Origin of the sequence: Chitinophaga sp. S165, from assembly GCF_003182155.1 — a bacterium.
In the GTDB taxonomy this organism is placed as follows: domain Bacteria; phylum Bacteroidota; class Bacteroidia; order Chitinophagales; family Chitinophagaceae; genus Chitinophaga.
In genome coordinates this window covers 40,653-64,979 of sequence record NZ_QGTG01000015.1, presented here as the reverse complement: position 1 = coordinate 64,979, position 24,327 = coordinate 40,653, and the positions used below count along the sequence as shown (strand labels likewise).

18 protein-coding genes are annotated in these 24,327 nt (G+C 46.1%); 10 read left to right on the top strand and 8 right to left on the bottom strand.

Annotation, left to right across the window (positions count from 1 at the left end; all coding sequences use genetic code 11):
* Window positions 1-154 precede the first annotated feature (154 nt).
* From C7475_RS31420 to C7475_RS31400, 4 genes are all read left to right on the top strand, one after another.
* Entirely contained in the window at window positions 155-2,740 is a 2,586-nt protein-coding gene (locus tag C7475_RS31420) for a phosphatidylglycerol lysyltransferase domain-containing protein (protein WP_110057400.1), read from the top strand.
* Between the two features lie 10 nt (window positions 2,741-2,750).
* Window positions 2,751-3,452 (top strand): AcvB/VirJ family lysyl-phosphatidylglycerol hydrolase, encoded by a 702-nt coding sequence (locus C7475_RS31415; protein ID WP_110057399.1) that lies wholly within the window; start codon window positions 2,751-2,753, stop codon window positions 3,450-3,452.
* Window positions 3,453-4,243: 791 nt separating this feature from the next.
* Window positions 4,244-4,534, top strand: a complete 291-nt coding sequence (locus C7475_RS31405; RefSeq protein WP_110057397.1) for a hypothetical protein — start codon at window positions 4,244-4,246, stop codon at window positions 4,532-4,534.
* A 312-nt stretch (window positions 4,535-4,846) separates the two neighbouring features.
* Window positions 4,847-5,182 carry a LytTR family transcriptional regulator DNA-binding domain-containing protein gene (locus C7475_RS31400; RefSeq protein ID WP_110057396.1) on the top strand — a complete coding sequence of 112 codons (336 nt, stop codon included), beginning with the start codon at window positions 4,847-4,849 and terminating at the stop codon, window positions 5,180-5,182.
* A gap of 201 nt (window positions 5,183-5,383) precedes the next feature.
* Here C7475_RS31400 and C7475_RS31395 read toward each other — a convergent pair whose 3' ends face one another.
* A complete protein-coding gene (locus tag C7475_RS31395) occupies window positions 5,384-5,923 on the bottom strand; it encodes a hypothetical protein (RefSeq protein ID WP_110057395.1) in 540 nt (179 codons plus the stop codon).
* A 986-nt stretch (window positions 5,924-6,909) separates the two neighbouring features.
* On the opposite strand from C7475_RS31395, the gene C7475_RS31390 reads away from it, so the two are divergent.
* The 3 genes from C7475_RS31390 (at window position 6,910) to C7475_RS31380 (ending at window position 12,470) form a co-directional block, all read left to right on the top strand.
* Window positions 6,910-7,503, top strand: coding sequence for a response regulator transcription factor (locus C7475_RS31390; protein ID WP_110057394.1), 594 nt, complete (start codon window positions 6,910-6,912; stop codon window positions 7,501-7,503).
* A gap of 326 nt (window positions 7,504-7,829) precedes the next feature.
* The gene (locus tag C7475_RS31385) at window positions 7,830-10,937 is read left to right on the top strand and encodes a TonB-dependent receptor (RefSeq protein ID WP_110057393.1); all 3,108 of its coding nucleotides are present in this window, start codon (window positions 7,830-7,832) and stop codon (window positions 10,935-10,937) included.
* A gap of 12 nt (window positions 10,938-10,949) precedes the next feature.
* A complete protein-coding gene (locus C7475_RS31380) occupies window positions 10,950-12,470 on the top strand; it encodes a RagB/SusD family nutrient uptake outer membrane protein (RefSeq protein ID WP_110057392.1) in 1,521 nt (506 codons plus the stop codon).
* A 45-nt stretch (window positions 12,471-12,515) separates the two neighbouring features.
* Here the strand turns inward: C7475_RS31380 and C7475_RS31375 are convergent, their stop codons facing one another.
* Window positions 12,516-13,175 (bottom strand): siderophore-interacting protein, encoded by a 660-nt coding sequence (locus tag C7475_RS31375; protein WP_110057391.1) that lies wholly within the window; start codon window positions 13,173-13,175, stop codon window positions 12,516-12,518.
* A 39-nt stretch (window positions 13,176-13,214) separates the two neighbouring features.
* Complete coding sequence (locus C7475_RS31370) at window positions 13,215-14,075, bottom strand: AraC family transcriptional regulator (RefSeq protein ID WP_110057390.1); 861 nt, start codon at window positions 14,073-14,075, stop codon at window positions 13,215-13,217.
* A 160-nt stretch (window positions 14,076-14,235) separates the two neighbouring features.
* Here C7475_RS31370 and C7475_RS31365 point away from each other — a divergent pair, with 160 nt between their 5' ends.
* Window positions 14,236-14,472 carry a hypothetical protein gene (locus C7475_RS31365; RefSeq protein ID WP_110057389.1) on the top strand — a complete coding sequence of 79 codons (237 nt, stop codon included), beginning with the start codon at window positions 14,236-14,238 and terminating at the stop codon, window positions 14,470-14,472.
* A 1-nt stretch (window position 14,473) separates the two neighbouring features.
* Here C7475_RS31365 and C7475_RS31360 read toward each other — a convergent pair whose 3' ends face one another.
* The 5 genes from C7475_RS31360 to C7475_RS31340 form a co-directional block, all read right to left on the bottom strand.
* The gene (locus tag C7475_RS31360) at window positions 14,474-15,400 is read right to left on the bottom strand and encodes a tol-pal system YbgF family protein (protein WP_146217719.1); all 927 of its coding nucleotides are present in this window, start codon (window positions 15,398-15,400) and stop codon (window positions 14,474-14,476) included.
* Between the two features lie 305 nt (window positions 15,401-15,705).
* Complete coding sequence (locus tag C7475_RS31355; RefSeq protein WP_110057387.1) at window positions 15,706-16,182, bottom strand: MarR family winged helix-turn-helix transcriptional regulator; 477 nt, start codon at window positions 16,180-16,182, stop codon at window positions 15,706-15,708.
* A gap of 119 nt (window positions 16,183-16,301) precedes the next feature.
* A complete protein-coding gene (gene uxuA, locus C7475_RS31350; RefSeq protein WP_110057419.1) occupies window positions 16,302-17,477 on the bottom strand; it encodes a mannonate dehydratase in 1,176 nt (391 codons plus the stop codon).
* A gap of 208 nt (window positions 17,478-17,685) precedes the next feature.
* Window positions 17,686-18,990, bottom strand: coding sequence for a glycerate kinase (locus C7475_RS31345; RefSeq protein WP_110057386.1), 1,305 nt, complete (start codon window positions 18,988-18,990; stop codon window positions 17,686-17,688).
* Between the two features lie 274 nt (window positions 18,991-19,264).
* Window positions 19,265-19,693 carry a hypothetical protein gene (locus C7475_RS31340; RefSeq protein WP_110057385.1) on the bottom strand — a complete coding sequence of 143 codons (429 nt, stop codon included), beginning with the start codon at window positions 19,691-19,693 and terminating at the stop codon, window positions 19,265-19,267.
* A 196-nt stretch (window positions 19,694-19,889) separates the two neighbouring features.
* On the opposite strand from C7475_RS31340, the gene C7475_RS31335 reads away from it, so the two are divergent.
* On the top strand, window positions 19,890-22,907 hold the full coding sequence (locus tag C7475_RS31335) for an amidohydrolase family protein (RefSeq protein ID WP_110057384.1): 3,018 nt from the start codon (window positions 19,890-19,892) through the stop codon (window positions 22,905-22,907).
* 26 nt (window positions 22,908-22,933) lie between these two features.
* Complete coding sequence (locus C7475_RS31330; RefSeq protein ID WP_110057383.1) at window positions 22,934-24,226, top strand: amidohydrolase family protein; 1,293 nt, start codon at window positions 22,934-22,936, stop codon at window positions 24,224-24,226.
* The last annotated feature ends 101 nt before the right edge of the window (window positions 24,227-24,327 follow it).

Below are 24,327 nucleotides of genomic sequence, written 5' to 3'. Positions count from 1 at the left end.
ACGCCTTTAAGGTGATATGTACAGATTATGGCAGTAGTTGTTTTTATCCTTAAAATGTCATTAAAGTAGCGGCCCTACTGGTTTTGCCTTTCAACTTAACTGTAGTTTTGTGGTTATAATAGGTAGACGTTTTACCATTAAACTATAACCTGTAATGGCGTTGAAAGATAAACCGGACCTCGGAGCACTAATGCGGAAACTGCATTGGAAGGAACTATTGGCTGTATTGTTCATATTACTTGCGATTTACTTTTTCCGGCAACAACGGCACGAGCTGTACTCGCTCGGACCTGCTATAGAACGGGCGGACCGTTTCTGGGTGATTGCCGGCATCCTGCTGACGGGAGCTTACATCCTGTTGCAGGCTTTAATGTACCGTTACAGTTTCCGGTCGGTAGGCGGAAAGCTGGACCTGAACCTCGGTACCGAGCTGTTTCTGAAACGGAACCTGCTGAGCATCTTTCTGCCGGCAGGAGGAGTGAGCTCTCTGGCTTACCTGCCGCAAAACCTTCGACGTAGTAGTATCAACAGGCAACAGGTGCATCAGGCATCAGGGATCTACGGTTTTACGGGGATCTTTTCCGTGTTCCTGGTGGGGATTCCAGTTGTGGGATATGCCATTCTGCACGATGAGTCGATGTTTGAGGCAGTAAGCGGATTGGTCGCTATTTGCGGCGTACTGGCCGGAGTGGTCTGGCTGGTACGGTCGGTGCAGAACAGGGGAACTGCCTACAATCTGCTGGCGAAGTATTTACCGAAAGCAATGCCTCATGTGGATGAGATCTTTGCCTTTAACCTGCACCGTTCTTCTTTTGTCAATACCATCCTGGTTTCTGCCGGGATCGAGATCGTGGGTATAGCCCATTTGTACATCAGTATGATGGCTACGGGATCTATACCATCCCTGGAGGCAGCCTGTGTCGGATACATTGTAGCCACCATCTTCCTGATCGTATCGCCGTTTTTACGCGGTTTAGGGGCTATAGAATTGTCTCTTGCTTATCTGTTGACCAATTATGGCTTTTCGTCCTTACAAGCGCTGGAAATAACCTTATTATACCGTCTTTTTGAATTCTGGTTGCCATTGGTGGCCGGAGTAGGTGCTTTTATCCTGAAAGGACGTCAGTTGGTATTGCGGTTATTGCCACCGGTATTGATATTTTTACTGGGGATGGTCAATATCTTTTCAGTGCTCACACCACCGCTGGCAGGCCGTTTAAGACTACTGAGGGCTTACATACCTGTAGAAAGCATCCACGCTTCTAACCTGCTGGTGGTATTCCTGGGACTGATATTGCTGGTGACGGCCAACTTCCTGTTCCGTGGGTTGCGTAATGCGTGGATAGTGGCCTTGTCAGTATCGCTGTTGTCGGTATTAGGGCATATCAGCAAGGCGCTGGACTATGAGGAGGCTTCGCTGGCATTAGGGACGGCCATTATTCTGATCATCACAGCAAGCCAGTACAGGTTAAGAAGTAACCGGCAGCTGGTGAACATCGGTGTAGTGACAGCAGTGGCTACACTGCTCGTGGTGCTCATTTTTGGAACAGTAGGTTTTTATTTTCTCAATGCCCGTCATTTTGGAATGGAGTTCTCCTGGCTGGGCTCATTGAGAGCGTCCTTCCATGGGTTCCTGCTATTGGAAGATGATGGTCTGCATCCTATAACCCGCTTCGGAAGGGAATTCCTGAGTGCAATCAGCGTATTGGGCGTAGGCGCATGGGCGTTCCTGTTTTATACGATCATCCGGCCGTACCTGCCTACCGGTAAACATAGTAATGCAGCGATGGAGAAGGCGCAATATTATCTGACCCAATATGGTAACTCTTCTATGGACCATTTTAAGGTGGCAGAAGATAAGTTGCTGTTCGTGTCTGATCAATATGAGGGCTTTATTGCTTATCGTATAGCCAGTGGTTTTGCGGTTGTACTGGAAGAGCCTGTGTGTGCAGATGAAGTGAAGTTGCCGCTGTTACAGGAATTTGAAAAGCAATGCCGTAAAATGGGTTTAAGGCCGGCCTTCTACCGGGTAGATGAGCAGAGCATGTACCACTTTGAGCATCTGCGTAAGAAGAAGCTGCTGATAGGGCAGGAGGGGATCGTGGACGTCGCTGCCTTTACATTAAGCGGAAAAGATAAAAAGTCATTGCGTAACGGATTGAACAGCCTTGCCGCCAAAGGATACATTACTACAACACATACCGCGCCATTGGCGCCGGCGTTGGTACAGGAACTGAAAGAAGTGTCGGACGAATGGCTGAAACAATATGAGGTAAAAGAGATGACCTTCTCACAGGGATTGTTTGATGAAGATGATATACGTGAGCAGGACGTTATTACAGTAACAGATCCGGAAGGCAGGATCGCGGCGTTTTTGAACATTATTCCCGACTATGCACCGGGAGAGTGTACATATGACCTGATCCGCAAGCGGACAGACGCTCCCGGCGGATGTATGGACGCATTGATCATTGCCCTTATACAGGACGCCAAAGAAAAAGGATTACAATATCTCAACCTGGGACTGGTGCCGATGTCGGGTATACAGCAGCCGCAGAATACGGCGGAGCAGGTGGTGAAATTTGCTTATGAGAAAATAAAAGCTTTCCGCCATTATCATGGATTGCGTGAGTTCAAAGAGAAATATGCAACGGAATGGTCCAATAAATACCTGGTGTATGAGCATGACTTTGATCTTATACAATTGCCTGGAGCGTTGAGTAAGGTGATGAGAGCATAACAGGAATAATATGAGAACAGGAAAGAATGTGTTGCTATGGTTGATGATAATGACCAATACAATAACAGTGAGCGCACAACGTGATATCAGCAAATTGCCCGTAACGGTAAAGGTGCCTGCAACGCCGGTGCCGGATCGTCCTGTGGTGTTTTATATCACCGGTGATGGAGGCATGAAAAAGTTTTCGGTAGATATTGTCAATACATTGGCAGGAAAAGGATATCCGGTTATTGGTCTGAACGCGTTAAAATACTTCTGGAGCAAGAAGACGCCTGAACAGGCAGCCGCAGATGTGGCGGCGCTGATGCAGTATTATGCAGGGCAGTGGAATAACCATTCGTTTGTGTTTGTAGGTTATTCGATGGGGGCGGATGTATTGCCATTCATCTATCATAAACTTCCTTTAACGTTGCAGGAACAGGTGCATCACCTGGTATTTATGTCTCCGTCTTCCAGTACGGATATGGTTGTGCATTTGTCAGACATGCTGGGCAAGACAAGTACAGCGGGCAGTATGAATGTGCCTGCCGCCATGAGTAATATTACGGGGAAGCCATTGTTGCTGATATTCGGGCAGGATGAAAAGGATTTCGACAGTAAATCGCTTACTATCAGTAATTATAAACAGGTTGTATTACCGGGAGGGCATCACTATAATGATGATGCAACAGGGGTGGTACAACAGATACTCTCATATATTGTACAACGTTAGTAATCCCGTTTTTGCTTAACAATGTGTTAACGCCCTCTTATTTTTCTGCTAAAACGTTCTACTTCTCTACTTCTATAACACTTTCATATACACGGGCTTACCTTCAGCGGGGTGGACAATTTTATTTCGTTAACATCTTATTAACTAATTTCTGCGACGCGTATTGTAGTATTACAACGTAGTGATGCAGCGAAAGAAGTTAAAGGATATACCACTATTTGTCAGCCATGGATATTGCCCTCAGGTCTCTACCTGGGAGTTTTTAAAAGACACTGAAGGTTACAGCTATAATGGATAAATATATTTTACAGAAGACATTGCCCGGTTGTGGGATTGTGTGGACGAAAGCCGCGGTGGAAGAGACTTTTAATGGTTGGTTTTTGATGAATACTCCCCAGGTTTCAACCGGGGGAGTTTATTCTTGCCATATGAAATACAGCAACAAAAACCAGTCGGGCTGCAACAAAATAGCAGTACATTTTTTTAGCTTGCATAAGGCCATCCTTATGCGAATTTGAGTTTGATCGTATACCCTCAAAATATATGTTTATGAAAATTACACTTACGACTACCAGAAATGGTGGCGGCTGTTTGTCTGATCCGGATCAAATAAAGTCTTATGAAGATGCTAATGCCAATAAAAGAAGATCATTCTAGTGTTCTGCAATTAATATTAAAAGACACATACATTATGGCTACCCACAAGATTAGCCCGGAGAAAACCGATGCGGACCAGGAAGGAAAAAAGCTTTATAATTTAATCTGTTCATTGTAAACCCCACTATGCCAGCATGCCTAAACGTTATTTTGAAAGACTGCAAACCATTGATTACCTGATCAGGATCAAAGGCACCGGAAAGCCCGCTCATCTTGCTAAAAGATTGCGTATTTCGGAAAGAACATTATTTGAATTCCTTAAAATGATGAAAGAGTTGGGAGCACCGATAGCTTATGACCGCTATAAGGAGAGCTACTACTATTCGGAAAAAGGAGGCTTCAATATCCGTTTCGTGAAAAACCTGACGCTTGCGATGATCGCTATTCAGGGAATGTTTACGGAGATCTTCTTCCTTTTCACGTAACTCGTTTTCCTCCTGCTTCTTATTGTATTTGCAGGGGATTTCCCTTGCCTGAACGGAATTGCTGCGGAGTCCGATACTCCGCAGTTAACTCCGTATTAACTATTGCATTAACAAGGAATTAACTGCCGTTGTGTGAATCCTCTTTATCTTTCCTGCCTATATCCAAACAAAGAAATTATCAAGCTACTTTTCTCATAAGACGGTTTAGATTTCATAAGCTTCTGTACGCAGGTTTCTGTTCAGTTACCTGCCAGTTTTAAAACTTCATGTTATTAAAAACTTTAAATCAGGAATAATCCGGGATCTGCAAAAATGAAACACCACACTGTATTTCACGTACACTCAAAAGGCCAGCGCATCCGAATACCACTACAGGAATTACAATTTGTCGAAGTCCGCGCAGACGGCTGTGTCCTCCATCTTACTCATTCACATATTATTGCTGAAGATGCTCCGGAAAAGATCTGGTCATGCCTGCCGGAAGACACCTTCCTGGCAGTAAGGCGTAAATTCATGATCAACCTGCACCACATAGCAGGCATATGTGACGATTATATTCATATGAAAACAGGGCTTATTCCCCAGCGGGAGAGGCAAACAGGTATGGTCAGCGCATACTGGCTACAACGGACCGGGACACACTCCTGATCATCGTTCACAGCTTTACCGCTGCCACTTATAGGGACCAGGTTGAAAACCTGAGGAATTCTTGTGATCAGGCCACGGCTAAGCCTATCCACTTTTAACGCGGAACAACACATACTAAAGTAATCCATGCCAGGCTGGTAAACGTATTCGGGAATGTTCCTTAACCGGAAAGAAGCCATTCATAAACCGTGAAGCCGTTTTTTATGTAAGCAGCAATTCCTTCACCGTTCGATTGCCCGGCAGATCTTTCACTGCCGCAATGACCCTGCCGCCTGCAGGCAGCGCAGTGGCTTTATAATACCAATCTACTCCGTTACGGCCTAAAACTGCCCACCCGCTCTCTGTAACAACACCATCAGCGTCTATTACGTTTACCTCCACAGCCGCTACCCGGAACTCATCTTTGGCAGTCACTACCACCTCCTCTTTTTCTATCCTGATATTCTGGACTTCAGGACTGCGGTAAGCATCCTTCACCGCCATATTATAAGCATTTTGCCCCGGCCCTGCCAGCGACTGATAATAAGCCTTTATCTGCGGATCCTCCAGCATGATATGTGCACGCATCGAAGCGACGGTCATCTTATGCCTGGCTTCCAACTGTTTTTGTGTAGGCTTTTTCTTTGAAGGGCCGCGTTTCTTCGCCATAATGATCTGCCCATTCCTTTCGTAGATCGTGATCTGTTTACCGAGGGTGCCCCGCACCAGTTGCATGAGGATATTGTCTTTAACAATGGCCATAAAAAAGGTCGTTTTGAGGTTATAAATACAAGTTTACTGTATCGTTTCTCTAAGGTACGTATAAGCTTACTAAAATGTCATTAAAAGGTCATCTAAAGGTCACTTCAATATCGGTTTGATATATAAATGCCCTTTAAGTATCCTTTTAGTGATCTTTTAGTAAGCTTGTATGAGGCCGATAGAAAGCCTGTTCGACCACTATAGAAGGATAACTATACTAAGGCGTCTATTATACTGATGCAGGAAAATTGCCGGATTGCCAAAACCATCCGGTTCAGAACTGTGAAGCAAGGGCCAACGGATGGAAATTGTCTTATTGGGACGTGCTGAAATTTATGCTGAACACACAAATCCCCGGGTTTTCAACTTGATCCCCTTATAGCGTAAGACACTTTGCCGGGAAGAAATAAAAAGAGCCCTTACCAACTGATGGGTAAGGGCCCTGAACATTCACATGTCAACCGTTGCGGATTTCAGAATGGCAAGAGTATCGATAACCGCAACAAAATAAATTCTTTGATAATCAGCACTAAAAAGGGTTATTGATATCAAAACTAGAGATAATATTTTGAATCGGTGGTTAACCGATTGTTAAGGCCCCCTCACTTTTTAGGAATCTATTCCAATGACTTACAACTTGTTTCACATCCTTACGTTGTAAGGCTGTTTTTCTCAGGATTTACCAGTAAATTGCTACTATAAATTACTCCGCGTTACACCTATGTTAAACTGTTCTAATGCCGGATATCCAACTTTTCATTTTTGGATATTTTTAATATTGTATAATTTGTTTATTAGTATTTATTGAAAAATCATATACTTATCCGATTGACTACTGCTGGTATTTGTATCAAATTTGTTTCGGTATGTGAAACCATGAAATCTAGCCAGTTTTAGCATATTGAGGCCATACTATTAGACTAATCACCAGGACTTGCGGTTACCGGTAGGAGGTTTCGCAACATTTCAAACCCAAAAAGAACATTATGAAAAATGTTAGGCGTAACAGCGCTGGGCAGGCTGACGAAGCTGATGCTTTAGATGCAGAAGGACAGGGCGAAGCCAAACAACTTATCCAACAGTTAGCGAAAGACATCAGCAACATCGTATTCATGGATATGGATCTTCCCGGGCTAACACCTACTGAGGCTGCCAGCATATTAAAAGCAGCATATCCCGATATGAATATCATGTTGTTTACCGGACAGGGGAATGATTTTTCTGTAGCCAACGTTCTCCCCCGTAATGTAACACTGAGTCCACCTGCCTCTCTGAGCTCTTTCTTTTCCCAGGTTTATGAAGCCGCCATGCAAACCAATATCCTTGCGGTCCAGAAGGTCCTGGCCTTTTTTAACCGGAAAACAGCCAACGGTCATGAACACCGCTATGGACTGTCGCCACGTGAACTCGAAGTGTTAGATTGTCTTGTCAATGGAGATACCTATAAAAAGATCGCTGAACATTGCCACATCAGCGTAGGTACCGTACGCTCACATATCATGAATATCTACCGTAAGCTGGATGTAAATTCCCGTTCCGGCGCCATTGTTAAAGCCATGCAGGAAAGGCTGGTAGGTTAATTGACCTGTCAGTTCCCCCATCTTAACTTTTTATTCCCCTGTTTTGTTATCTAAGTGGAACATGCTATTTTAGACCATTCCTTATTGTCTTATTAGCTGCTTATCACCACGTGTCATTTAAGACGTTGCACTAACCCGCAGTACCCGTAGCATATACCCAAGTATTGTACGGCGGTCGTTTGTCCGTTTACCCATGCCTCGTTCGTTATATTTATTATTAAAATTATTCTGTCATATTAAATCATTGAAAATTAAACTACTGAGTAGTCAACCATCGAACGGTCATTATAGAAATTGATCAAACCCAAGCAACAAAAATCATCGTTATGAGAATTAATGGTACAAACAAAGCCGGCGTGCTGCTGCTATTGGCGCTATTTGCCGCCTTTCCAGCCGTAGCACAACAGGCATCTGCCCCGGCAGAGGGAACTACAGCCTCCCGCAGTGGCGGGGCCGCCGAACAGGAAGGGCCTGTAAGAGGGACAGTGAAGGATATAAACGGGGTCGGCCTTATAGGTGTGACCATCCGCGTAAAAGGTACCTCTTCTGGTACCACCTCTGGTCCGGATGGCACTTTCACACTTAATCTGCCCGCAGGAAAAGATACCCTTGTCTTTTCCTATCTCGGTTATGTAAGCCAGGAAGTAAAAGCCGGCGCCTCTCCATTGAATGTTATTCTGCAATCTTCTGAGAGCCAGCTGGAACAGGTGGTAGTAGTAGGGTACGGTACCCAGCGTAAAAAAGACCTGACAGGGTCTATTTCATCCGTAAAAGGGGAAGACCTGCTTACCCAGCCCGTTCAAACCGTTACACAGGCTGCACAGGGCCGTATTGCGGGTGTACAGGTGATCTCTTCCGGACAACCGAACTCCCAGCCGCAGATCAGGGTACGTGGTACAGGCTCTGTACTGGCCGGCGCCAATCCCTTATATGTCGTGGATGGAGTATTGACAGATGATATCCGGAATATCGCTACCGCCGATATCCTTACTATGGACGTATTGAAAGATGCCTCGGCCGCTATTTATGGTGTGCGTGCTGCCAATGGCGTTATTATCATCACTACCCGGAAAGGCCGGGCCGGTGCTCCCCAGGTGCGATATGATGCAAACGTAGGTTTCCGTGAAGCTGCCAGCCTGGTGGAAATGGCCAGCCGCGATCAATATATCGACTATCTCGCCGATGCGTCCCCTGGCAAAGACCCGGTTAACAATCCTTATGTATTCAATGGTACTACTAACTGGTATAATGAAGTGCTCCGCAAAGCATTCCAGATGAATCATAATATTTCAGTGTCCGGCGGTTCTGAAAAAAGCACCTATTACCTGAGCGGGGGTTATATCCAGGAAGATGGTATCATCCAGACCAATAATTTCAAACGGTTCACTTTCAGGGCTAATAATGAGGTCCAGATTTCTGACCAGCTGCGTTTCACCTCACAGATCTCTTACTCGCGCGCTATTTCCCGCGATGTGGAACTGGGAGATACCTATAGAAATGTGTACAGGGCAGCGCCTATTGTAAGAGCATTTGATGGTGGCCGCTATGGTAATACCTCCGGATGGGCCAACGTAGGTAATCCGCTCCTGTCTATCAACAAAAGAAATGATGGTCGCCAGGAAAGCCGTTTTCAGGGTAATGCAGCGCTGGAATATTCACCGGTATCCTTCCTGAAATTCCGCTCCGGTTTCAATGCCGATCTGAAGTTCGGAAACGACCGTATCTATGCTTACGAGTACTTAAATGATGAGAATACCTTCCTGGTAGCCGGTGGTAACCAGCGGAACCCGGACAGCCGTCTCACTCGTGAAGAATACCGGTCACAGGGATGGATATGGGATAATACCATCACCTTTGACAAGACCTTCGATAAACACTCCGTAACCGTATTGGCAGGTTCTGTAACGGAAGGTTTCTATAGCACATCCCTGAAAGGTGTGCGCATTGATGTGCCGGAAAATGAAGACCTCTGGTACCTCGATCTGGGCGATCCTAACGTGCAGTCAACAATTAATAACGTCGGTGACAAATATGCCCGTCAGTCATTCGTAGGACGTATCAACTACGGCTATGATGGCCGCTACCTGTTGAGTGCTTCCCTACGTGCGGACGGCAGCTCAAAATTCAGCGACCGCTGGGGGTATTTCCCGACAGTAGGTGTGGGTTGGGTGATCTCTGAGGAAAGTTTTATGAAAGATAAAGCCATCTTCGATTTCCTGAAACTGCGCGGAAGCTGGGGCAGACTGGGGAATGATAACATTCCTACCAATGCATATATAGCAGTTACCAGTGTGGACGCACCTTATGTCTTTAACGGAGACGTTAGTCTTGGTGGCGCGCTGAAAGAGATCAAAGACCCGTTCCTGAAATGGGAGGCAACTACCCAGTATGACATTGGTGTTGAATTCGCCTTGCTGAAGAACAGGTTGAGCGGCGAGGTGGATTACTATAGCAAAAAAACAACAGATGCCCTGGTGGTAGTGAATACACCCGCCATCCTCGGTGACCAGGATAATTCCTACATCACAAATGCGGCTTCTTTCCAGAACAAAGGTTGGGAGATCTCACTTAACTGGAAGGATAAGATCACAGAAGATCTCAGCTATAACATAGGTGGTAATGTCACCTTTAATACGAACGAGCTGACAGGACTAAACGGCGGACAGGCATTGCTGGGCGGTAATGTTGGTCAGCAGAGCTTTGTGACCCGTACAGACAACGGGCATCCTGTAGGGAGTTTTTATGTAAGAAAGGCCATCGGCGTATTCAGGGACCAGGCAGAGATAGACAACTACAAGGGAGGACCTAATGGGAATGTGATCCAGCCTGGTGCGGCTCCCGGCGATCTCAAATATGCAGACCTGGATAACGATGGCGATATAGATGACAATGATAAATTCTATGCAGGATCATTCCAGCCCAAATGTTTCTTCGGCTTTAACCTGGGACTTAACTACAAAGGATTTGACCTGAGTGCTAATTTCTACGGGAACGCAGGTAACAAGATCTATAACGGTAAGAAAGCTTACAGGTTTGATCCTGCGGATAATATCGAGGCAGAGTATGCATCTAACCGCTGGACGACTGAACGGCCATCTACAACCGATCCACGGCTGATTTCCTCAAACACGCCTGCGTCCACTTACTTCGTGGAATCAGGTACTTATCTGCGCCTCAACAACCTGATGCTGGGATACTCTCTTTCAGCTAATGCTTTGAAGGCGATCGGCATCAAGAATTTCCGTGTCTACCTTACTTCACAGAACCTTTTCACGCTGAAGAAGTTCAGTGGTTTCAGCCCGGAACTGCCAGGTGGTACTATTGATGATGCGAACGCTACCAACAATAAAAGCGGTATCCTCGATGCAGGTATAGAACTGAACGCTTATCCAACCACCCGCACTTTCGCGCTGGGTGTTAATGTCACATTTTAAAACGGAACGACCATGAATCTTATACTCAAGCATAAACATATCTGGTGCTGCCTGCTGACGGCAGTACTGACCGGCATCACATCCTGCGATAGCTACCTGGATGTAAAACCCCAGGGTCAAATTGACCAGGAGGCTTCTGCATTAGACCCTGCTACCGCGCAGAAACTCGTGATAGGTGTGTACAACACCATGTGGGAAGGGGACATGCATGGCTTTGCCTTTGTTCAGATGACAAACATTGCCTCTGATGATGCAGATAAAGGCAGTAGTACCGGCGATGACATGCCTAACTCCGGCGCCCTGGACAACCTGACCATGGATGCATCTGTAGGTACGCTGAATAATATCTGGCGACTTTTCTTCCTGGGAGTGTCCCGTGCTAATCAGGCCCTCTCTTCACTGGAAGGAAGTACGCTGGATGAAACGCTGAAGAATCAGCTGATGGGAGAAGTGCGTTTCCTGAGAGCCTATTTCTATTTTGAACTGGTGCGTTTCTTCGGAGGAGTGCCTTTGATAGATAAGGTCATTACGCCACAGGAAGCAAATAGCGCTACTTATCAGACGAAGGCTACTGAAGATGCGGTCTATGGACTTATTATATCAGATCTTGAATATGGTGTGACCAATCTGGCAATTAAAGGTGGTCCTAATTCGGCAGTAGGCAGGGCTACAAAAGGTGCAGCTGCCGGCATGTTGGCAAAAGTGATGTTATACCGTCAGAACTGGCAGCGTGCATTCAGTCTGTCTGATTCTGTCATTACTCAGAAAGTTGGCGCTTACGGATTGGCGGACAACTATTTTGAGATCTTCAGGGAAGAGGGCGCCAATAATGAGGAATCCCTCTTTGAAGTGCAGACGGGGATCAACTCTGCCTGCGAAGCGGCTATTGCCAACTTTGCAGAATGCCAGGCGCCACGCGCAGGTGGTAAATTCGGTTGGGCCGATCTTGGATGGGGATTTGGTACTCCTTCTCAAAGCCTGTTGAATGAATATGACGACGGCGATCTCAGAGAAGCAGCTACCGTTATGACCATCAATCCTAACGGAACTTTCCTGTTTGACGGTTTCCGTATACCCAGCAGGGATAGTGTTGAAAATGACCGTTATAATTACAAATCGTATCACAGCCAGATTGACGAGTCCAATTGCGGTAACAGGGGACGTTTACCAAAGAACCTGCGCATATTGCGATTAGCAGAAGTACATTTGATCCATGCGGAAGCCGCATTGGCATTAAATAATTCCGGCGCAGCAATAGCAGATATCAATGCGTTGCATCCACGTGCCGGTCTGGGGCCGGTAGGAAGTGTGACCAGGGAATCTATCTGGCATGAGAAGAGAGTGGAAATGGCAATGGAGTACGATCGTTTCTTTGATCTGATCCGGCAGGATAAACTGCAACCAGGAAGAGCTGCCGCTGCTTTTACTGCTCACGGTAAAACATTTAACGCAAGGAACAGGGTGTTTCCTATTCCCCAGCGACAAATCGATCTGGGAGGCGGTAATCTTGTTCAGAATGACGGCTATAATTGATTGATCCCGTTTTATAAAAAGCGCCCCGTGAGTCACGGGGCGTTTTTATTCCCAGAAGCCCTGTGCTTTTATCTGCTGGGCGCCCAGCCGTTTGATCAGTTTCCTTATCTGCACAACCAAAGGAATGTTCCCTGCTACATAGAATGTCGTATCGGACATGGGGAATGGTTGTTGTAATAACCAACGCTCAACGCCTGCTATATAACCGGCAGTAGTATCGACCGGCATATCGAGTATTTTAAGGGGCAAGGGCTGCTTGTGGCTAATGAGGGTATATAACTGCTGCTGTGTTCCTTTCCGGTGAAATAACGAGCTAAAATGGCCTATTGCGCTGGCGTCTCCCAGGCATACCAGATGGGCGGCTGCCGTTGGCTGGTGAATGCCTCCTCCGGGGCCTGCATACAAAAGGGCCTGCCCGGGTCGCAGCAGCCTTGCCCAATTGCTGCCAGCGCCTTCATGACCGGCATCTATGAGTAAGGTCCCCTGTTTGTTGGCCTCATTCCAATGTGCAAGCGTATAGTCACGGTAGTGACCTTTCCCGGTTTCAAATTTCAGATGCTGGCAACTGCGCCACTTTGCAAGATCAGGAGTATGCAGTGTGATGGCCAGCAGGCTATCGGTGATATTTTCTGTTGTAATGACACGCGCGGTCTTGCCTATCCGCGACATCAGGAACGCGGTGGCTTTTTCTTTAAGGTATGACATAATGCAAAAGTAAAAGAGGCCGGAGGCCGGGTATTTACACTATTCCGGGTTAGAAGGGTACTTTTCCCGGGCCTTCTCTCTGAAGGCGGCAGGCGTCTGGCCTGTGTGCTGTTTGAAGAAGCGGTTAAAATAAGAGACTTCGTTGAACTGTAAATGCCAGGCAATTTCTTTTATGCTTTCCGTAGCATGTAACAGCAGGCGTTTGGCCTCCAGTATACGCCTTTCGTTGATATGTGCAGAAAGGGTTTGCCCGGTATGCTGTTTTACTACCTGGTTCAGATGATCTGCGGAAACGTGCATGGCGCTTGCATATTGAGCTGGTTTTGTCCATTCAACAAAATGTGCGGCCAGCAACTCTCGGTAACGCACTAACAACGACGGTCCCGATTGCGCATGGTTGACTGCATGACGTTGAAACAGCATGATGAGTAACGCGAGATAATGTTGTAACATAGCCACATATTGTGGTGGACGCTCTATATACTCACGCAGTAGCTGACCGAATATGAATTGCGCCTGTTGCAGATCAGAAGCCGGCAAACGGATAGCCCCTTTTACATAATTGGGCAGTTCTATCTGCATAGGCAGCAGGAAATCGGCGTTGAATGCGAGCAGGTAGCCATTGCCGCCATAGCCTTCAATATCGATCGCCTGGTGGACCTGGCCGGGAATGATCAGCAGCATTTCTCCTGCACTGATGGTGACCTGTTCAAAGTCCAGCATATGTGTGCTGCTACCGGTCAGGCAAAGCCCAAGTGCATAGAACTCATGCCGGTGTACCTGCATCATCCGCTTATCATCTCCTGAACTATAGGGTAGTTCTTCTACAATAAAAGGGACCTCCGGCTGAAAAATATTTTTCAGCTGATAGGATGTAATAAAAGGAACAGGCGCTGACATGATCTAATTATTTCCAGAATCGGGAAGAATGTTTCCAGAATATAGACGATCGGGAAATGGATAAATTGTATGGGAGCACAATAAAAAAAATATCTCCAACCCCTTGTTTATTAATTATATTATGAATAAATTTATATGCCTATGCAAAAACACATAACCTATGAAATGGATTGAAGAACTAAATGTAATCTACCAAAAGCTGGGAGCTGTTGGTTTTGAAGAAGTCAAAAAAGAGATCCTAAAAGCTCAGATGAGCGGCCACGGAGGAGAAACCTACTACCTCGTTCTACAACAACTCATTATGATCAAAAAGGACAAGGTTAAGATCTATGAACTGATCAAAGGTGAAGTTGAAAGTATCATTCACTTCAGCAAACATATGATCCACCTGAATTGATCTAACCGGCCAATTCCTCTTTCAGCCTGGCTACTTTCCAGTAAATCGGTGCGTTTTCCGGAATTTTAAGTAACCATTCCAGGCATTGTTGTTTATCTCTTTCGCGGATATAACTCAGTGCCATATAGAAAGCTGCATCATAGCGGAACGTTGACTGGCTGTTAAACACCTTCTGAAGATCACTACGAGCTGCTGCCAGCTTACCCTCGTCTATCAGGCTAACTCCCCTGTAGTAACGGGCCGTTGAATGTAAGGAGTCCCTAACTATTACCTGATCAAGTAAACTGATCGCTTTATTAAAATGTCCGTGATTGAAGGCTGCTGCTGCCTGATGCATAAGTAATGCAGTATCCTGTTCAGCTGACTGATGATTGGCATGTACCATCTCCGTTCCTGAGAACTGGCGGTAGACGTCTTTATGCCAGGGGCTGACAAATAACAGTCCTGCCAGGCCAGCACCTATTATTGCCGTTATGACCACGTAGATGCTCACTTTGGTGTTAGGGCCGTCTTTTGTGTGGAACCAGCGTTCCCGCTGGTCGGCGATCATTTCTTCCAGTTCTTCCCTGGTGTTGTCCGTACCTTGTTTGACGTGCGGAGCTGCTAAAGCGGCTTCAATATGTTTAATATGCTGCTCGTCAAGGCCGGGTGCGGGCGCTACCGGGTGGAAGGACATAGCCTTGTTAGGGGCCTTTTGCATGAGATCCTGCTTCCATTTCAGTTGACAGGCATACAGGAAAAAAGGCTCGAAGTGATTGGTCAGGGTTATTTTGTGAAGATGGGCATAATCGTATATCGCCATCAATACATCTTCGAATACATTGGCTGCTTCCTTCATGTTGCCGCCCCAGCCTGTCACCATATGTTTCACCTTACGGGCAAAACGCTTATAAATGGCGTCTACAATGGCAGGGGAGCTGTCTAGCAAACCATCAATATATTCATCGTCATTATTTATTATCCGGCTGGAAACCATAAGTTGCTACGTCTGCTAACTAATATTAAAAGTATTAAATCACTGGTCAATAGACAAAAATAATAATACAATGCTTGTGCCGGAATCTGCGAAGGACATATAAAAGCTGACAGCTATGTTTTGTTTTTTGGTCTATTAAATAAGTTTACTATTTGTATAGGGATACAGCCTGCATATTTTATATCAAAAATGAGCAGACCGCTATCCAAAACAGCAGTTCAATCCATATTATAAAGAGATAAAATAATACTGGTAATTCAGCATATCCCCGCGTAGAGGCTGGAGACGAGCGTTTTCAGTACTTGTTTAAGGGCCTCTGCTTCCTGCTCGCCGATAATACTGGTGTACTCCTGCTGTATTTCCTGGAAACTTTCTGACGCACAAATAACCAGCTTTTTACCCTCGTCAGTCAGGCAGATCAGCGACGCCCGGTTGTCGCTCGCATGTTTGCAGGTCCAGATATATCCTTCGGCCTCCAGGTTTTTCACCACTTTGCTCATGGCCTGTTTGGTGATACGGGCTTTTTTAGCCAGTTCATTGTTGATAGTGCCTTGCGGTTCGATGTTTACGATCAGCACAAGGTCTCCCAGTTTGAAGTTGTTATATCCCCTGTGCTGTAGTTTCGCTATTATTCTACAGTCCATATCCTTCTTCAACAAGCCTAACAACCTGATAAGACTATGTTGCCGTTGCGCCAGATGCTGCTCTAATCGCTCATCCAGTGAACTGTTCATATTAATGTTTTTTGGAGCTATTTAAATAAATATCGTCAGCGTTCCTGTAGCCAGCTGCTTACCCTCTCATTTCTTATCCCAACCTTATAGAGCTGCCAGTGTGCAGCAGGTGTGGACTTTCATTTGTTGAAAAGAGAGCGTGCAATGCCGAGTTCCAGTCCCCGGAGTTCCGCTAGTCCACGCAGGCGTCCGATAGCACTGTAGCCGGGGTTGGTTTTTTTGTGAAGGTCGTCCAGCATCTGGTGACCATGGTCCGGGCGCATAGGGATGGACACGCTCCGCTTATGCATAATGGCAAGTAAGGCCCTTACCACTGCGTACATGTCCACATCTCCCTCCAGGTGATTGGCCTCGTGGAAGTTGCCAATGCTGTCCCGTTGTGTGCTTCTGAGATGTATAAAGTGAATATGTTCACCCAGGCGTTCTACCATTCCGGGCAGGTCATTGTCTGCACGTACACCATAAGAGCCGGTGCAGAAACAAAGGCCGTTAGCCGCGTAAGGTGCTGCCGCCAGCAGTTCCCTGGCATCTTGTTCGGTACTCACGATCCGTGGTAAGCCCAGGATAGGGAATGGAGGATCATCCGGATGGATAGCCAGTTTTACGCCTACTTCCTCTGCTACAGGGGCTATTTGTTGCAGGAAGTAGAACAGGTGCAATTTAAGTTGAGTGGCGTCAATGCCTTTATATTTATCCAGGGCGGCCTGGAATTGCTGCAGGGAAAAACTTTCTTCAGAACCTGGCAGGCCGGCAATAATATTCCTTTGCAGTAATACTTTTTCAGCATCGGTCATACTGTCAAAGTGTTCTTTCGCCATGGATATTTCTGCCGGATCATAATCATTTTCGGCACCCGGACGCTGTAACATGAACAGGTCGAAGGCGAGGAAGGCTGCTTTTTCAAAGCGTAATGCTTTTGAACCGTCATTAACGGTATAAGCAAGATCGGTCCTTGTCCAGTCCAGCACCGGCATAAAGTTGTAGGTCACAACGTAAATACCGCACTGTGCCAGATTGCGAAGCGACTGTTGATAATGCTGTATATATTCTTTGAATCGTCCGCTTTGGGTCTTGATATCTTCATGAACAGGTACACTCTCTACTACTGACCAGGTAAGACCGGCAGCTTCGATCATTTCTTTCCTTTTCACTATTTCCTCTACAGTCCAGATCTCTCCGTTCGGAACATGATGTAACGCCGTTACAATACCGGTTGCTCCGGCTTGTTTAATATCGGCCAGGCTAACCGGATCATTCGGTCCGAACCAACGCCATGTCTGTTCCATTCTTAGCATACGCATATCAAGGTTTAAGTCCCAAAAATAGGACTTCCGGAAAATAATTAATGATTTAGTAATAATGATTCTTCTGTATCACAAGGCCACCGTCATGTTACGACTCTTTTTTCATACCGGAATTACGTGTACTCCAATGGTTTATAATGACGCTGTTCTTGTAAAAGTTTTGCAAACCTAAGAAAATCTGTGAAGATGAACCAACGCTTCATGAAATCATTGCCAGCATAATATCCATAACGTTGGTCTGTGTAGGTCCGGTTTTAATCAAACCTCCTGTATTTTCAAAGAAATGATAAGCGTCATGCTGCCTGAGATAATGCGCTGCATCCAGTCCCATTGCTGTAGCGCTGATCATCAGCGCATGGTCTGCAATAGCGCCTGCTGCATCCGTAGGTCCGTCGGTACCATCTGTGCCTGCACTTAAGATAGTAATATCTGGCCGGGTGTTTAACAATATGCCTGCCGCCAGCGCAAGATGCTGATTACGCCCTCCCAGACCTTTACCGGTAACTGTGACGGTACTTTCTCCGCCCATTAACAGGCACGCCGGCTTGCTGCCTTTCCAGTCTTTGGCCGCCGCCACGAGTTCCGCCGCCAGGGCTGTCGCTTCTCCTGTGGCTGTTGATGTCAGTATTTGTGTTTCATAGCCAAGATTGGTGGCGTGCTCCTTTGCTGCTTTTAATGCTATGGCATTACTGCCGATAAGGAAATTGTGTACGGCCTCCAATTGCAGATTGCCTGGTTTGGGCGTTTCCGTAAGCGTTCCCGCAAGCCCCTGTTGCAAATGTTCATGTATGCCTGGAGGTAATTTCCCCGTCAGATTATATTTATCAAGTATGGCCACCGCATCTGCAAACGTGGAGGGATCTGCTACCGTCGGACCGGACCCTATAATAGAAAGATCATCCCCAACCACATCACTCAGTATCAGACTACACCATGATGTAGTATTTGCCAGCAATGCCAGCTGTCCTCCCTTGACTGCCGACAGATGTTTACGTACCACATTCATCTCATGGATATCCGCACCGCTTTTCAACAACAGTTCAAATACCTGTTGCACTTGCGTCAGACTGGCCTCTTCCGGATAATCTGCCAGCAGGGCAGAAGCGCCTCCTGAAAGAAGGAAGAGAACAATATCACCTGGCTGCACGGTTTTTAATAGTGAAACCATCTGCGTGGTAGCCTTTACGCTATTTTCATCTGGCAGAGGATGACCTGCTTCTACGACCTGTATGTGCTGTAAGGGCAATGCGTGTTCATATTTGGTAATGACAATGCCCTGAAGATCCACATCAGACAGTATTGATTCAAGTGCCTGTGCCATAGCAGCGGCAGCTTTGCCGGCGCCAAATACCCATACAGGTCTTTCCGCAGGTAATACGAATGTTTTGTCACATACCGTCAGTTTCCCCTCTCGCAAATGCACATGTTGTTGCATCAGCGATGATGGTTGTACTGCTGCTACAGCTGCCTTAAATATTGAAATAGCGTCTTCGCGTATGCTCATCTGGATTTTTTGTCGTGCAGTAAATTTAAATCAATACAACAATAAGCCCAATCACCAATGGTGAGTTTATTGTGAAGATCATCTCTTAGAAATTTAATTATAACTGAGGTAAGGGTTAAACCTGAATAACAGATCCTGGTACAAGAGAGTTGTATAATTCCTGGCACTTGTTATAACCGTTGTGAAATATGCTTCCTGCGACTGACTGACAGCATAGGGCCGTGTTGACCTGGTATGTGGTACTACTGGTTATAGTGGTATTGGTTGCAGCTTATCAGCGGGCATTACGTTTTTGTTGCTTTTTATCCATCCTGGCTTCCATCTGTTCTTTCTTTTTCATTTCCCAGTCGTTCCACTTTTTATACTGGTCTGGCGTCAGCACAGATTTAAAGCGTTGGTTACGTTCTTCGTTCAATGCTTTCATCTGCTGCATTTTGTCCTTTTTAGAAAGGGACGTGTTATGTTTGAGTTCTTCCATACGACGGGTTATATCAGTATTGATCGTATGAATATCTTTGTCCTGCTGTTTGGTAAGGTTCAACCGCCGGTCAAGTTTATCACTCATTTTATCAGCGCGTTGTTCCGGCGTAAAGCGCACTTTTTTTGCTGTTGCCGTATCTCCCCTCTGTGCCATACTGGTGCTACTGATAGCCAATAACAGACACACCAACAGCCCACTGATACGGATCATAAATGTTTTCATAAAAAGGAAATTATCTCCTGTTAAATATAGGAAATTGCTGCAATATTAATACCAATCATCAAAAATCTAGATAAATATGCAGGCGTCACATTAATCATTTGTTACTTTTAAGGATCAGCTGGGATTATCTCCTGGATAGACATTGCTGATTGTGAACACACTATGAACCCAAAATCTAAATTGTCAAACAAAGCCAATGAGTAAACTTTTTTCGTCGCGTAAGCGGCTTTCCCATCTGTGTCTTTTATTGGGCGGCCTGCTTGCAGGTAGTTATGCCCGGGCACAGGAGACCTTTCCTGTGAATGGTGTAGCAGATAACAGAGAAGGCTGTTACGCCTTTGTTAAAGCCACTATTGTAAAAAATGGAAGTACTGTATTGAACAATGCCACCCTCGTGATCCGCAATGGCCGTATCGTGAGTGTAGGCAACGGTCCCGTACCTAAAGATGCTGTAGTGATCGATTGTGGAGGTAAATATATTTACCCTTCCTTCGTAGACTTGTATAGCGATTATGGAACGCCTGCCGTAAAGAAAGCCGCCGGTAGTTACAGGTCGGACCCACAGTTCTTATCTGCTACCAAAGGCGCATATGGATGGAACCAGGCTATTAAGAGTGAAGTGAATGCTGCAACAGTTTTCACGGTAGATGGTACAAGTGCTGCATCTCTGCGTAATGTTGGTTTTGGTACCGTGCTTTCTCATCAGCAGGATGGCATTGCCCGTGGTACCGGTGTACTGGTGACACTGGCAGACGATCGTGACAATAAAGTGCTGGTGAAAGAGAAGGCAAGTGCGCACTTTTCATTTGATAAAGGCAGCTCTACCCAGAACTATCCAAGTTCTTTAATGGGTAGCATCGCTTTATTACGGCAAACATATCTCGATGCCCAGTGGTATCAGTCGCATCCTGCAAAAGAAGGTACTAACCTTACACTGCAGGCGTGGAATGAGAATAGCAACTTACCGCAGATATTTGAAGCACAGGATAAATGGGATGCTTTACGTGCAGATAAAATAGGCGATGAATTTGGCGTGCAATACATTATCAGGGCTGGTGGTAATGAATACCAGCGTATTCCTGAAATGATCGCTACCAAAGCGTCATTCATCCTGCCGCTGAACTTCCCGCAACCTATAGATGTAGAGGACCCGAACGATGCACGTTTTGTTGCGCTGAGTGATATGAAACATTGGGAACTGGCGCCTACAGAAGCTGCTGCTTTTGAAAAGGCGAATATTCCTTTCTGCTTCACCGCATCCGGATTAAAAGATGTAAAACAGTTGCTCGCAGCTGTGAGAAAATCTATTGAATATGGTCTCAGCGAACAAAAGGCATTAGACGCATTGACACTGGCGCCTGCACGTATTATCAAAGCTGATGACCAGGTAGGTTCACTGGAGCCTGGTAAACTGGCTAACTTCCTGGTAACATCAGGCACTATCTTTAATGAGAACACAATTCTGTTCCAGAACTGGGTACAGGGGAAAAAATATGTTGTTAAAGACGAAGGTTGGAAAGACGTGCGTGGCACATATACACTCACTATCAATCCAGGCAACACTAAATATACTATCCTGTTAAAAGGATCTGCTGCAACACCTGCTTTGTCGCTGATCCAGCAGGATACACTGGCGGGTACCGTTACTATAAATGGTCAGCTGGTTAAACTTGCTTTCCCATTAAGGAAAGGTGGCGAGCAACTGAGGCTGAGCGGTGTAGCAGGAGCTGCAGAATGGACGGGTACAGGGCTTGATACAAGTGGTAAATGGGTGAAATGGAGTGCTGCATTCACTGCTGCCGCTTCTAAGCCGGATACTACCAAAACTAAGACTGCTCCACAGATAGGCAATCTTTATTTCCCTTTCAACGGTTACGGATGGGAAGCATTGCCTAAACAGCAGGATGTGCTGATAAAGAATGCTACTGTCTGGACAAACGAGAAAGAAGGCAAACTTGAAAATACAGACGTGCTGGTACGTAGTGGCAAGATCGCACAGATAGGTAAGAACCTACCTGCCGGTAATGCCCGCGTGATCGATGGTACGGGTAAGCACCTCACTGCAGGTATCATTGATGAGCACTCTCACATCGCTATATCCAAAGGTGTGAATGAAGGCTCACAATCTGTAACATCAGAAGTGCGTATAGCTGATGTCGTGAATCCGGATGATGTGAATATCTACAGACAACTGAGCGGAGGCGTGACCGCTTCTCATCTGTTGCATGGCTCTGCCAACACTATCGGCGGACAAAGCCAGCTGATAAAATTACGCTGGGGCGCTGATGCGGAAGAACTGAAATTTGCCGGATCTGATCCTTTTATCAAATTCGCATTGGGTGAGAACGTGAAGCAATCCAATTGGGGTGATCGCCAGCGCGAACGTTTCCCGCAAACACGTATGGGCGTTGAACAGGTACTGGCAGATGCATTTACCCGTGCCCGTGACTATGAAAAAGCAGGTGCAGGCAAACGCCGCGATCTTGAACTGGATGCGCTGGTAGAGATCCTGAACAACAAACGCTTTATTACCTGTCACTCTTATGTACAGAGTGAGATCAATATGCTGCTGCATGTGGCTGATACTTTTCATTTCCGTGTGAATACATTCACCCACATCCTGGAAGGATATAAAGTGGCCGATAAAATGAAACAGCATGGTGCCGGCGCTGGTACCTTCGCTGACTGGTGGGCGTATAAAATGGAAGTGCAGGATGCTATCCCTTATAATGCTACCATCATGCAACGTGTAGGTGTGAATGTTGCCATCAACTCTGATGATGCTGAAATGGCCCGCAGGCTGAACCATGAAGCTGCAAAGAACATTAAGTACGGTGATATGACAGAAGAGGAAGCACTGAAGCTTGTCACCCTCAATCCGGCTAAATTACTGCACGTGGATGCACAGGTAGGTAGTATTAAAGCTGGTAAAGACGCCGACCTCGTACTTTGGAGTGATAATCCGTTGAGCATTTATGCGAAGGCTGACAAGACCCTTGTAGACGGTATCGTTTATTTTGACAGGGAGAAAGACTTTGAGCTCCGCCAACGTATCAGCAAAGAACGTAACCGCCTGGTGCAGAAAATGCTGGGAGAGAAGAAAAAAGGTACGCCTACCCAGAAAGCAGCTGCTTCTATGGAAGAAATGTACCATTGTGAAGATCTGCAGGGAGGCCATCAGCAACGCCTGACAGATGGAAACAGCGAATTGTAATTGCCGGACAGTATCAATCAAACAACATGAAACGAATCATCTTAACATATCTCACAGCACTTTCCTGTACGGCAGCAATGGCCCAGGAAACAATATATCCTGCCCCTCCGCAGGGGAAGACCGTTTACCTGATCAATGGTGTTATTCATGCCGGTAACGGACAGGTCTTCCAAACCGGTTCACTGGTTTTCACGAACGGAAAGATCACTGCCGTAGGCAATAATCTTCCTGCTCCATCTGCCGATGGAATAGTCGTAGACCTGAAAGGTAAACATGTATATCCGGGCGTTATCGCACCGCTTACTTCCCTGGGTTTGACAGAAGTGGAAGCTGTAAGGTCAACCAACGACTTCAGCGAAGTAGGGGAGATCAATCCGTCAGTTCGTTCGCTGGTAGCTTACAATACCGACTCTAAAGTGATCAATACCCTTCGATCTAATGGTATCCTGTTAGCACAGGTAACTCCGGAAGGCGGAATGATACCTGGTTCTTCTTCAGTAGTACAACTGGATGCGTGGAACTGGGAAGATGCTGCCTATAAGAAAGATGGGGCTATACATTTCTATATGCCAAGCCTGTTGCCACCGCCTTCACTGCCCGGACGTTTCCCTATCACTAAAGACAGGGCAGAGGAGTTTGCTGAAAAGACCGGTAAGGTGCGCGCCTTCCTGAGTGAAGCAAAAGCGTATTACCAGGAAGATAAACACAGCGCGGTAAACCTGAAATTTGAAGCAGTTCGGAAGCTGTTCACAAAAGAACAGAAGCTGTTCATTCACTGTAACCTTGTAAAGGAAATGCTGGTGGCAGTCGACTTTGCAAAAGAGTTCGGCATTGACGTGGTAATTGCTGGTGGTGCAGATTCCTGGATCATAGCAGATGTCCTGAAACAGAATAATATTGCTGTGGTACTTGGCCAGCCGCATAGCCTGCCTGTTACGGCAGATGATGATGTGGACCAGCCATATAAAACGGCGGCTCAGTTACAGCAGGCAGGTGTATTGTTCTGCTTGAGCAATGAAGGCTTCTGGCAACAACGTAACCTGCCGTTTGAAGCAGGTACGGCTAGTGCTTATGGTTTGTCAAAGGAAGAGGCGCTGACGGCCGTTACATTGAACGCCGCAAAGATCCTGGGAATCGATAAAACGACCGGATCACTGGAGACAGGTAAGGATGCTAACATCGTTATCAGCACAGGCGATCTTCTTGATATGCGCAGCAGCATTGTAACCCAGGCCTTCATTCAGGGCAGGGAGATCAACCTCGACAATAAACACAAACAACTGTACGAACGTTATAAACATAAGTACGGCTTGAAGTAGAAAAAATAGAAAATCATTGAAAAGCAGGGTGTTGTATTTACAATACCCTGCTTTTTTTTAAGTTGTGGCATGAATTTTACTGTTGGATAGCAAATGCATTT